The organism is Halomonas cupida (genome assembly GCF_900142755.1).
Classification (GTDB): Bacteria; Pseudomonadota; Gammaproteobacteria; order Pseudomonadales; family Halomonadaceae; genus Halomonas; species Halomonas cupida.
This window is the reverse complement of sequence record NZ_FRCA01000001.1, coordinates 751,830-763,906: the sequence shown is the minus strand read 5'-3', so window position 1 is coordinate 763,906 and position 12,077 is coordinate 751,830. Positions and strand designations below refer to the sequence as shown.

Annotated in this window: 7 protein-coding genes; 2 read left to right on the top strand and 5 right to left on the bottom strand. The window is 57.1% G+C overall.

The genetic code is table 11. The features are described from left to right. Window positions 1–1,296 carry a guanine deaminase gene (gene guaD / locus BUE38_RS03265; RefSeq protein WP_073433782.1) on the top strand — a complete coding sequence of 432 codons (1,296 nt, stop codon included), beginning with the start codon at window positions 1–3 and terminating at the stop codon, window positions 1,294–1,296. 80 nt (window positions 1,297–1,376) lie between these two features. Here guaD and BUE38_RS03260 read toward each other — a convergent pair whose 3' ends face one another. The 4 genes from BUE38_RS03260 to BUE38_RS03245 form a co-directional block, all read right to left on the bottom strand. Then, window positions 1,377–5,645, bottom strand: coding sequence for a DUF4190 domain-containing protein (locus BUE38_RS03260; protein ID WP_143166174.1), 4,269 nt, complete (start codon window positions 5,643–5,645; stop codon window positions 1,377–1,379). Between the two features lie 378 nt (window positions 5,646–6,023). Continuing rightward, a complete protein-coding gene (locus tag BUE38_RS22315) occupies window positions 6,024–6,356 on the bottom strand; it encodes a hypothetical protein (protein WP_143166173.1) in 333 nt (110 codons plus the stop codon). 184 nt (window positions 6,357–6,540) lie between these two features. Further along, window positions 6,541–8,859: an FdhF/YdeP family oxidoreductase gene (locus tag BUE38_RS03250; RefSeq protein WP_073433551.1), complete on the bottom strand. Its 2,319-nt coding sequence runs from the start codon at window positions 8,857–8,859 to the stop codon at window positions 6,541–6,543. Between the two features lie 216 nt (window positions 8,860–9,075). Continuing rightward, window positions 9,076–9,852, bottom strand: coding sequence for a formate dehydrogenase accessory sulfurtransferase FdhD (locus tag BUE38_RS03245; RefSeq protein ID WP_073433550.1), 777 nt, complete (start codon window positions 9,850–9,852; stop codon window positions 9,076–9,078). A 255-nt stretch (window positions 9,853–10,107) separates the two neighbouring features. Between BUE38_RS03245 and trhO the strand changes: the two genes are divergently transcribed. After that, window positions 10,108–11,145, top strand: coding sequence for an oxygen-dependent tRNA uridine(34) hydroxylase TrhO (trhO, locus tag BUE38_RS03240; RefSeq protein WP_073433549.1), 1,038 nt, complete (start codon window positions 10,108–10,110; stop codon window positions 11,143–11,145). 49 nt (window positions 11,146–11,194) lie between these two features. On the opposite strand, the gene BUE38_RS03235 is transcribed toward trhO, so the two are convergent. After that, window positions 11,195–12,073 (bottom strand): LysR family transcriptional regulator, encoded by an 879-nt coding sequence (locus BUE38_RS03235; RefSeq protein WP_073433548.1) that lies wholly within the window; start codon window positions 12,071–12,073, stop codon window positions 11,195–11,197. Window positions 12,074–12,077: the final 4 nt, after the last annotated feature.

Genomic DNA, 12,077 nt, shown 5'->3' with positions numbered 1-12,077 from the left:
ATGCGTGCGCGTATTCTGAGCTTCGATGCCGACCCCGGTGATGGCGACACTCCTGCAGAAGGCAGTGTTGTCTATCATGAGGACGGCGCCCTGTGGTGGGAGGCCGGTCGGATTCGTGCCGTGGGTAGTTGGCAGGAACTGACCGACCGACTACCTGCCGATGTCAGCGTGATCGATCAGCGTGACAAGCTGGTTATGCCCGGTTTCATCGACAGCCACGTCCATTACGTACAGCTCGACATCATGGCGTCCTATGGTCGCCAGTTGCTCGACTGGCTCAATGAGTACACCTTCCCCGAGGAATGCCGCTTCGCCCAGCGTGAGCATGCCGAGCAGATGGCTGACGCCTTCCTCGACGAGTTGATGCGGGTCGGCACCACTACCGCTCAGGTGTTCTGTTCCAGCCACCCCAATTCAGTGGACGCCTTCTTCAGCGCCTCTCGTCGTCGCGATCTGTGCATGCTGGCAGGCAAGGTACTGATGGATCGCCATGCGCCGCCCGAGCTGACCGACGATACTCTGGGAGGCATTCACGATACCGAACGCCTGATCGCTGAGTGGCACGGGACGGGACGTCTCGGTTACAGCGTCACGCCACGCTTCGCACCGACGTCGAGCCGCGAGCAACTGGATGCCGCCGGGGGTCTGCTACGCAACGATGATAGCCTGTGGTTGCAGACTCACCTGTCGGAGAACCTCGGCGAGCTGGACTGGGTGGCAGAGCTGTTCCCCGACAGCCGTGACTATCTCGAGGTCTACGAGAAGTCGCACCTTGTCGGACCGCGCAGTACCTTCGCCCACGGTATTCACCTCGACGACGGTATGCGCAGGCGCCTCGCCGAGCGCGGCGCCAACATTGCCTTCTGCCCGAGCTCCAACCTGTTTCTCGGCAGTGGATTGTTCGACAGAGCCGCTGCTCGCGACACCCGCCTGAATCTGACCCTGGCCAGTGACATCGGCGCCGGCACCGACCTGTCGGGACTGGCTACCCTCAAGGCCGGTTACCAGGTCGGTCAATTGCGAGGCCAGCCCCTCACTGCCTGGGCCGGCTTCCACGCCCTGACCCGTGGCAACGCGGTATCGCTGTCCCTGGATGATCGTATCGGCCGCCTCGCTCCCGGCATGGAAGCAGACTTCGTGGTCCTTGACCTTCACGCCTCACCGCTGCTGGCCAGGCGCATGGCCCGCTGTACCAGTCTCGCCGAGGAACTGTTCACATTGATGATGCTCGGCGACGACCGCGCCGTACACGAAACCTGGGCAGGCGGCAGACTACAGCATCGCCGGCAGCCGTGAGAGAATAGCTTGTAGCGCAAACCAGAACGCGACCGTGCCGTGCCGGAAATGGCGGCACGGCACGGTCGACTCGCAACGCACTACACCGACTTCTCAACACCTATGGTATCCAGCCAGTCCTGAATATCGCCGGTGCTTATCTTGCTGTCCTCACCGTCATCCTTCTGGAAGGTGTCCAGCATCGAGAAGAAGCCATCATCTTCCAGCATGAACTCCGCTGCCGCATGTTCCTCATCACTGCGATCGTCATCCCCGCCGTGGTTGCGAAGATCCTTCCTGCTGACGATGTCATCACTGCCGTTCCAGTCATCCCAGTTGTCCAGCATGGGGTCGATGACATCCTTGTTTTCTTCATAGAATGCACGGCCATATCCACTGGCGGCCATCTGTTGGCGATATTCATCGAATCCACCCTCGCCAACAGATTCCAGCCAGCTATCCAGATCGTTGGTGCTGATTTTTTCATCACCATCACCTTTCTTTTTGGCCGTATCCAGCATTTCGAAGAACTTCCATTCATCCATCAGGAATTGCGCTGCTTCCTTTTCTTCTTTGGTTCTTCCATCGTCCTCACTGATACCCTCCAGGTCCTTCATACTGACAATGGAATCACTACCGTTCCAATCATCCCAATACTCAACAACGGTATTGATGTTATCCCTATTATCTTCAATAAATTCTTTCCCGAACTCACTCAGCCCCTCTTCTGACTCAACGTAAGATCGGATATCATCCAGGTCGTTATATTCATCTGTTCGGCCAAACGCCTCATTCATCATATCCGCGCGTTCCTGACTGAACTCTCCTTCAGGGTGAGTCAGGTCGTATAGCCCTTCAAGATACTCCACGATCTTGTCGCGAGTATCACGAGTTGCAGAGTCCCCCTGAGATGGGTTGATGATCTGCTTGACGCCATCCTTGACAAAGATCACGCGACCATCGTCCAACAGCTCAATGTCCTCAACATCCACGCGGTCTACATCCTCTTTGAATTCACCGAAGCTGCCGGGATCCCCTCCATCGCCAAACACCGGGAGCCCTGTGGGGTCGATATCAAGGTCGAGTTCTTCGCGCAGGTCATCAATATCATTGTGATCGTCGGATTCGTCGTGTAATTCCGTGATTCGATCGACCAGATCCTGATCCAACTTTCCATCTGGGTGGGAAAGAATGTGAAGATCTTTCAGGTAATCGAAGATATCTTCTGCATCACTCTCGCTCAAATCTCCGTGATTATCCTTGTCAATCTGCCAACGCTTTCCGTCCTTTTCAAAGGTGATGACACTGCTATCACCAGAGTCCAGTTCAATGGAACCCACATCGACACGATCAACATCCATCTTGAAATCATAAAAGGTACCCGGATCGTCATCATCAACGCCGAAGAGCGGTGGTTCCGAATCATCCAGCGCACGCTTTAGAGCGTCTATATCATTATATTTATCCGACTCATTATGAAGATCCGTTATCCTATCGACGATATCACTATCTTTCTTTCCATCGGGGTGCGAGATTTCATATAACTGGGTGAGATAGTCGATGATGTTCTGGCGAGTGGAGTCACTGGCCTTTTCTCCGATAAAGGGATCGATGACCTGTTCTACCCCATCCTTGGTAAAGAAGACCCGGCCATTGTCGGCAAGTTCGATCGATCCCACATCGACTCGGTCGATATCTTCCTTGAACTCACCGAAGCTGCCCGGGCTGCCACCATCGCCGAAGCGCTGCCGTCCGGAAGGATCTGGTCCATTCTCTCCGATACCGGAATCATGTTCATCATCCCAGTCGGAAAACCAGTCATCCGAGATATTCTTATGTTCCGCCACATAATCAGTAAAGTCTTCATACTGCTCTGGCCGTGACTCCCAGACTGGCTTGTCTTCCGGATAAAGGTCGTAATAAGCATCCGAGCCATATTCGCGGTCGTATTCGTAGCGAGAGTGGATGGTATAGTTGAGCTTATCGCCCCAATCGTCTTCGGTAATGCCAAGGGTACTCCAGTCCTGGAAGGTATTGAGCACTTCTTCTGCTTTTTGATCCGACTTCTGCTTGGCAACGACCCCCATCACAATGGCGGCAATTCCCCCCAGAGCGACCCCGGCAATACCCAAGGCCCCGGAGGCAATGCCGAGTCCGGTGGCCAGGGAACCACCGGCGATCATGCTGGCCAGGTTGGTGCCTGCGGCTCCTGCGATACTGATCCCGGATAGCAGCTGCAGAGAGGCGGCGGCAAATTCGCTATCGAGGGCATCGGGATTACCGATCAGCTTGTCAATCGACATGGCCCCTAGCGCCAGGTCCAGCACCCCCCCGGCCACATCGGCAAGACCGCCTACCGTATTGAGCACGGTTCCCACCAGTCGGAGCTTATCGGGGGTATCCATGCTACTGGGATCAATACCCATACCTTCGATGCGTTGATCTACTGTGGACATAATGGCTGCTCGACGCTCCGGGTCCATTTCCTCCAACATATCCCAGTTGATGGTGATGTCCGAACTGGCCCGTGATAAGCGATCATTCGGCTCTTCCATGACCTCCTGAAAGCTTATCTCTGCATCACGGGACAGCGGTTCAAAATCTACGTTTGTGCCTGAGCCAATGTCATCAAAGTTGCGTATGATGTCATCGGCCCAGCCTTCTTCAACAATGCCATCTATTTGAGGCAAACCACCGCCGATAGCCGTACGATACTGATCCAGCGTCTCAAGGCTTATGGATTGCGATGGGACACTGACAGCATCATCAGCTTTTGGAAATAGTTTCAGGTAGGCTTCACGAAGCTGTGTATTGGAACCCGCATCCAACCCCAGCATAGTGACCATTCCGGGCTCGCCGAATATCGTTTCCAGTACCTTGGCACCAACGGTCACCATCGCAGGGGAGGTTGCCAGAGTAATCATTAACGTACGAGCGGCAGCCATCCGCTCTTCAACTGTGTCCCCCTGGTTCTTGGTCAGGGTGTAGATCGCCGCAGTTGCGGTCAGGGTGCCGGCAATGGCCGGGAGGGCTCCACTGGTCATGCTGGCTTGTAATAGCGCGGCTGCACCATTACGGACTTGAGCACTTTTGGGTGCTCCTTCATGACCTTCCTTCAATGCAGCAGCAATTTTCGAAGACACATCGCGGATATCAAACTTGCCGTTGGTCTTGAAGGAATCCGTAATGGCATCGGTAGCAACCTTGACCGCAGCCTTGTAGCTATCCAGGCCCTTTTTCACGTCATCCGGCAGGTTGCCGCTGCCATCCTTCAGGTAGTTCTGTACCGCCCTGTCAGAGAAGGAGAGGCCAAAGATTGCAGACCATGTTCCTTGTAGTGCGGTTTGTACATGATCACTGATGGCAAGTTCCAGGGACTCGCCAGCATAGTCTCCACTCTCGATGATGTTGGATATCTCTTCGACCAAGCCCTGGTCCAGGGCGTTATTTCTGATCTCGCTGGCTTTTCCGCTATCCAGGTAGTCCAGTGACTTCAGGTCGTTGGAAAAACGCACCTTGGCTGCATCACTGTTCATTCCCTCGAGCATCTCCATGTATTCCGGGCTGCTCATGGCCTCATAAATTCTGTTGGTCAGGCCTTTCTTGTCTTTTATCTTGCTGACGGCATCCTCCATAAACCCTTCAATGCCATCAATAACTTGTTCATTTTCGGACAGCTCAGCCAGCTTATCGTTGATTTCCTTTTCCTTGAGCAAGCCATAAGTGCTGGCTTGATCCATGATGGTCGAGTTATCTAGATAACCAGTGGTATCGCCATCCCAGAAGAATGCATCCTTTTCAGTTTGATAGGGAAGATAATCGAACCCACCCACTAGCGCTGTCTTGGCTTGCAGAAGTTCGTAATACTGGCGGCGGGGATCATCCAGATCCAGGTCGCCCCATTCATCTTTCATCTTGTCATGAAACAGCTCGCCGACGGTCTTTCCATCCTTGGTCGTTTCAGCATTCATGAAATCCGTAGCTTCGGAATCGGCAACATCTATCTTTACATTATTATCCACATGGCTTATTTCAGTTCCAGCTATCTTGCTTCCCAGGACGGAATACTTGAACGGGGCCATATAGGAGGAAACCGCATATATCTCGCCTTTGTACTCGAAGGTAATGGTTGTCGAATCCTGGCGTTCCGGGCTCAGCTGAGAAACGGGTGGAAGAACATCTCCTTCAGAGAGGATCTTCCAGTCATTCTCTTCAGCATCGCTCTTGAAATCCTCTACGGCCTTCTCGACATCATTTGAATTCTCCTCTCCGTCTACTTCATTGTTCTCCTTCTGTCTGCCATGCTTGACGCTAGCTTGCCATTCTGCAGTGGACGACAAATTTAACCTGGCGGGCTGTACTGACATCATTATTCTCCTTGTTTCGACAGGCCATGAGAAAGCATTCTTGCTAACCCTCCCAACACCGTATTCGTCGTTGTATTCCTTTGTTACAACATACGAACTCCGAGTGTGATGCCGTTGAAACCCATACCAGACCGGTTGGTAATACGGTCTGGTATGGTGGCTCCATCAAATCGGCTGAGGGAGACTTCCCGGAAGGCGCGATATTCATCACATGGGTTGGGGTCACCTGGGTTGAGCTCGCAGGGGTTGCGATCACTCGTATTGCAATAACCTGGGGCGCAATAGCCTGGTTATGCGGACTGCCATGTGAACCAGGCAGGGCGACTTTTTCGGATAGCGTGGTCACCGCGGGTAGGGGTGACCACGCCATCCGTTGAAGTATCAATTATTTGGACGTGATGACCGGGCTGTATCGACTTCAGTATTACCCTCAGTCTTGGCCTTGCTCACTTCCATGGACTTCTGGGCAGCCTCTTCGAACACCTGCTTCAGTTGGCCGACATCAATACCTCCGCCGCCTGCCCCATTGGCCCCTTCGACGTTTTCCTTTCGATATTTCAATACAAACATTGGACGCTCCTGTGTCTTGAATAGCTGCTGAGTACCACTACCTCCACCGGGAAGCGGCAAGGCTTGTCCAGAGAAAATGGAAGCTGCCATGCCTTGACGCGGCGAGCCCCGATCAAATGAATCATATGTGAGTATATTGATCATTCCACGGCCAGCGAAAACGCTGTACAGAATGGGGCTATATCAGAAGGTAGCTCAAGCTTTCAGCAACGCAATGCTCGGAGCGTTGTAAAGACATTACGATATGTAAGATTTTGTCAACCACAGCTACCCCGGCGCCTTCAGGGCGCCGGCAACAGATCAGCAAGGGCCGACAATCTCTACAGGTTCAGATAATCCGATGGTTGCGTTCCAGCCTGATGGCAACCGCCTTGCTGGCGGGGGTGCCAGTATCAGCACCATGGCTCTCCAGAGCGATCAGCACGTTGGTCTCGGGGTAATAGGCACCGACACACCCCGAGGGGATATCGTAGCGAACCAGGCGGAAGCCGGGGGCCCTACGCTCGCTGCCATCGAAGCGAGGTTCGCCGACCAGATCAACCCATTCGCCATCGGCCAGTCCCAGCCGTTCCAGATCCCGCTCGTTGATGAACAACACTCGGCGCTGGCCGGATACGCCGCGGTAGCGGTCGTTGTAGCCGTAGACCGTGGTGTTGTACTGATCGTGGCTACGCATGGTCTGTAGCGTCAACCACCCCTCGCGCTGCGCTAGCTGCTGATGTAGAACGGCTTCAGGCAAGCGCGCCGCCGAGAAGCAGGCCTTGCCACTTTCGGTGGGAAAGTCCAGCTCACGGACTGGGTTGGCGAGGTGGAAGCCACGTGGTTTGGCCAGGCGGGCATTGAAGTCATCGAACCCAGGTATGACGGCCGCGATCTCATCACGAATACGATCATGGTCAGCGACCAGTGCCTTCCAGTCGATAGCGGCACTCTCGCCCCGGGTCGGCAGCACAAGTGCCAATGTTGCCTCGGCAATCGAGGCCACTATCCAGGGCTCGGAACGCAACAGCGGGCTGGCGGGCTGCTTGAAGCCGACACTGGCGTGCACCATCGACATTGAATCCTCGACACTAATCGCCTGACGCTCCACCTCATCACTGGCGTCGATTTCGCTACGTCCCAGGCATGGCAGGATAAAGGCATCGGTTCGGGCGCCAACCACCAGATGGCTACGATTGAGCTTGGTACTGATCTGTACATTGAGATCCAGCCGGCGCATCGCTGCCTCGGTTCGCTCGCTATCCGGTGTCGCTCGGGTGAAGTTGCCGCCCAGACCAATGAAGGTAAGCGCCTCGCCCCGCTCAAGCGCAGCCAGGCTTTCCACGGTGTTGTAGCCGGGTTGGCGCGGCATGCTGACGCCATAGCGCTGTTCGAGGGCGTCAATCATCCATCCCGATGGCTTTTCATCAATGCCCATGGTGCGATCCCCCTGGACATTGGAGTGACCGCGTACCGGGCAGGCTCCCGCACCGGGACGACCAAAATGGCCTCCCAGCAACAGCAGATTGATGATTTCACGCACACTGTCCACCGCATGCAGGTGCTGGGTAATGCCCATGGCCCAGGTGCAGATCACGCTGCGGGACACGGCATAGATACCCGCCGCTTCTTCCAGTTGAGTCCGGCTCAATCCGGACTGCGATTCTATGGTTGCCCAGTCGGTGGATCGCACCAGGCTCTCCCATTCCTCGATGCCCTGGGTACAGGCAGCGATGAATGCCTGGCTGCGGTGGAAGCCGCCCTGCTCTTCCATCGCAAACAGCGCCTTGGCCATTCCTCGCACAGCGGCCATGTCACCACCCATCCGTGGCTGGTAATAACGCGAACTGATCGCTTGGCTGGAAAGCGTGATCATCTCCAATGGAGACTGGGGGTCGGCGAAGCGCTCGAGTCCGCGTTCGCGAAGCGGGTTGAAGCTGACGATACGCGCACCGCGACGCGAGGCACGCCTCAGGTCGCCGAGCATACGCGGGTGGTTGGTGCCGGGGTTCTGGCCGAAGACGAAGATCGCGTCGGCATGCTCGAAGTCTTCCAGCAGCACCGTTCCCTTGCCAACGCCCAGGCTGGCGGTCATGCCGATACCACTGGCCTCGTGGCACATGTTCGAGCAGTCGGGAAAGTTGTTGGTACCGAACAGACGCACGAACAACTGATACAGGTAAGCCGCTTCATTGCTGGCCCGCCCGGAGGTATAGAACAGGGCCTGATGCGGAGACTCCAGCGCTGCAAGGCGAGCCGCGATGGCATCAATGGCTTCCTGCCAGGACACCGTCACATAGCGATCCGTTTCGGAGTCGTAACGCAACGGCTCAGTCAGGCGTCCCTGATCCTCGAGCATGAAATCATCCCAGTCGAGAAGTTCCGCGACCGTATGGCGCGTAAAGAAGTCCGCCCCCAGACGCTTGTCGGTGACTTCCCAGGCAACGGCCTTGGCACCGTTCTCACAGAACTCAAAGGAAGAGCCATGTTCCGGGTCGCCCCAGGCACAACCAGGACAATCAAACCCCGCCGCCTGGTTGGTCCGCAACAACGAACGCACGCTCTTCCAGGGGCCACGGGAGTGCTTGACGTGGCGGCCGACACTACGCAGCGCACCCCAACCACCCGCCGGCCCCTCATAGGGAGCTATGCGCGGATGGCGAGTCATTGCCTTATCCTGCAGTGGGGTGGAAATCTGCTCGCTCTCGGGGTGTTCTGTGCAATTCATGCAGGCAGCCCTCGGCATTACCATGGCAACATGGCAATGGTGGTAGGAAAATGAGTGGTAGAAAGAAAAATGAAATGGTGATGAACAATGACTTGCGGCTCGGACAGCGGTTGATGCACTGATACCGGAAAACGCAGGCCCGCGATCCTGACCAGCTCAGGGCAACTGGCCGCTCAACAGTTCCAACTGATGGCCGCGGTTGGCGCAGACCAGATTGAGATCACAGGCTCTCGCCACTTCCAGCGCCAGCCGCGAAGGTACGGCGAGGGTCACCAGAGTGGCGATTCCCGCATGCACTGTCTTCTGCACCAGCTCGACGCTACAACGACTGGAGATGACGATGGCGGCGGGCCATATGCCACTGTCGAGGGAGTGGCCTATCACCCGGTCCAGGGCATTGTGGCGACCGATATCGTGGCCACAGGAAAGCAGGTCGCCCTGCTCCGAGACTCCAACAGCGACATGTAGCCCCGGACATCGCATCGACGCCAGACGTGCAACGGCACTCTCGATGACAGACGCGGCCAGAGCCGGTTGCGGGCCGAGGCGCTTCAAGCCGGAGAACAACTGGGCTTCCTCGTTGGCCCCGCAGGCGCCACAGCTCGACACACTGGTCTCGACACGACGATGCGGTTCCGCCTGCCGCACCACCGAGGGAGGGACTTCCAGGCGTACGGCTAGACCATGGCGCAGGCGCGACAGGCGAATATCAGTGACCTGGCTACGGTGCTGGATCCAGCCCTCACTGAAGGCATGCCCCAGAGCCAGCGGCTCCAGCACATCAGGCGTCGCCAGCAGGGTTCCCATGGCCGTATCGTTGAGTGCCAGGCTCACGGGAAGCTCGGTTGGCCCCTGATGATCGCGCAGGGCCTGCCCAGTCAGATCAACATAACCTGCTGACCAGCCATCAATGCAGGCGGGGGGCTCAGCCATGATCAGGATTCCTCATCGTCGGGGCTTGTCTTGTTGTCACTTCCATCATTTTGGCACGCTGCGGCATCTCCCGGCCAATTGATGATGGGAGCGCGATGATAGACAGCATCTATCAACAATGCTCCAGGTCAATACCAGGAAGGAGGAAAACTCCCATGGAATCGGATATCATGCGCGCCGAATTCGTCGTCAACGACGCCAATCTACACTCAGTGCTCCGGATTTACGCTCCGGCCCGCAAGGAGAACCTATTCGATGACAGCTCCATCGCAGCCCGCTGTGCCCTCTCATCCGTCAGCCACCGACATTGTGGTTTGCGCGATGTACAAGTTCGTGACCCTCGATGACCATGAGGCACTCCGTGAGCCCCTGCTTGCCACCATGCTCGAGCACGAGGTGCGCGGCACACTGCTGCTGGCACGGGAAGGTATCAATGGCACAGTCGCCGGGCAACGCGAGGCAATCGATGCTCTGCTTGACTGGTTGCGTTCCGACCCACGTCTAGCCGATCTGGATACCAAGGAGTCACTGACCGACAAGCCCCCCTTCCTTCGCACCAAGGTCAAGCTCAAGCGTGAGATCGTGACCATGGGGGTAGAGGGTATCGACCCGCGCCATACGGTCGGCACCTATGTTGACCCCGAGCAGTGGAACGAATTGATCGCCGACCCCGAAGTACTGTTGATCGATACCCGTAATGACTATGAAGTGCAGGTCGGCACCTTTGAAGGCGCCATCAACCCCAGTACTGAAGCCTTTCGCGACTTTCCGGAATATGTGAAACGCGAACTCGACCCCAGCCGCCACCGCAAGGTTGCCATGTTCTGCACTGGAGGGATTCGTTGCGAGAAGTCGACGGCCTACCTGAAGGAACAGGGCTTCGACGAGGTCTATCACCTCAAGGGCGGCATTCTCAAGTATCTGGAAGCCGTGCCCAAAGGGCAGACCCGTTGGCAGGGCGAGTGCTTCGTGTTCGATGACCGAGTCACGGTCAATCACGACCTTGAGCGCGGCAGCTACGATCAGTGCCACGCCTGCCGCATGCCGATCACCGAGGATGACAAGCACAGTGGTCTGTATCAGCAGGGAGTCTGCTGCCCTCACTGCCACGACCGCTTGAGCGATGAACAGAAGGCGCGCTTCGCCGAACGCGAGCGTCAGATGCAGCTAGCCCGAGAGCGCGGCGAAGCTCACCTCGGTAGCGAGGCGGTGGAGCGCATGGAACAACGTCGTCAAGCCAAGCGTCACCAGCGTGAAGCGGCTCGCCAGGCCAACCAGCAGAAGCAGGACTGACCGCCCTTGAGGACCAGAAGCGCCTTGAAGACCTGGCGCTTCTGGTCAGTCAGAGACCGCCTCCCCCCTCTTCACGCAAGACCGCCAGAACGGCCTCGAGCCGCCTGCTGTGGCGCTGTTCCGCTCGCCACAGCAGCCCGACCCTCTGCCCCTCGTCATCCAGCGGGCGTGCCACCAGCCCCTGACCCAACGATGCCTGCAACCAGCCCTCACTGAGCACGCTGACACCGCAGCCGGCATCCAGCATGGTCCGCAGAGCGGCGACAGAGTTGGCCTCCAGCACCAGGCGCGGCTGTATGCCATGCAGCTCAAGGCGCTGATTGAGCCTGCGCCGCTGCTGCATCTCCGGAGTCAGCAGCACCAGTGGATAGTTCCCCAACTGTTGCCAACCCAGTTGCTCAGGTAGCGGGAAGTATTCGGGATTGGCCACCACCACCGGTAACTCGCGATACAACGGACGGCAGGCAAACCCCGCCATGGCTGGCGCATCGGGGAAGCCCACTACCAGATCAAGCTGACCGTCCTCCAGCCCCTGGGCCAGAGCGGACGTCGCCAGTTCACGAATACGCAGCGACAACTGGGGAAAGTTCTCACGCAGGCGCCTGAGTAGAGGCACCAGCTCGGGCAATGCCGACGGCACCACGCCAATACTGAAGCGTCCATTCAAGGGGCTGCCGGCAGTCAGCTCACCGCGCAGTTCGTCAAGTTCCGCCAACACCCGCCGAGCGTGAACCAATACCCGCTCCCCTTCAGCCGTGAAGCCTTCGAAACGGTGCCCACGCACAATCAATGCTGTTCCCAGTTCGTCCTCGAGTTGCTTGAGACGAGCCGAAAGAGTCGGCTGGGTAACATGGCAGGCCCTGGCCGCACGTCCAAAATGGCGCTCGTCGGCCAGGGCGGCCAGGAAGGCAAGCTGTCGATGATCCACAACC

What these genes read in the sequence shown, in the direction of transcription:
- guaD (WP_073433782.1), top strand. Translation starts at nt 1, where the DNA reads ATGCGTGCGCGTATTCTGAGCTTCGATGCCGACCCCGGTGATGGCGAC.
- BUE38_RS03260 (WP_143166174.1), bottom strand. Translation starts at nt 5,645, where the DNA reads ATGATGTCAGTACAGCCCGCCAGGTTAAATTTGTCGTCCACTGCAGAA.
- BUE38_RS22315 (WP_143166173.1), bottom strand. Translation starts at nt 6,356, where the DNA reads ATGATCAATATACTCACATATGATTCATTTGATCGGGGCTCGCCGCGT.
- BUE38_RS03250 (WP_073433551.1), bottom strand. Translation starts at nt 8,859, where the DNA reads ATGACTCGCCATCCGCGCATAGCTCCCTATGAGGGGCCGGCGGGTGGT.
- BUE38_RS03245 (WP_073433550.1), bottom strand. Translation starts at nt 9,852, where the DNA reads ATGGCTGAGCCCCCCGCCTGCATTGATGGCTGGTCAGCAGGTTATGTT.
- trhO (WP_073433549.1), top strand. Translation starts at nt 10,108, where the DNA reads ATGACAGCTCCATCGCAGCCCGCTGTGCCCTCTCATCCGTCAGCCACC.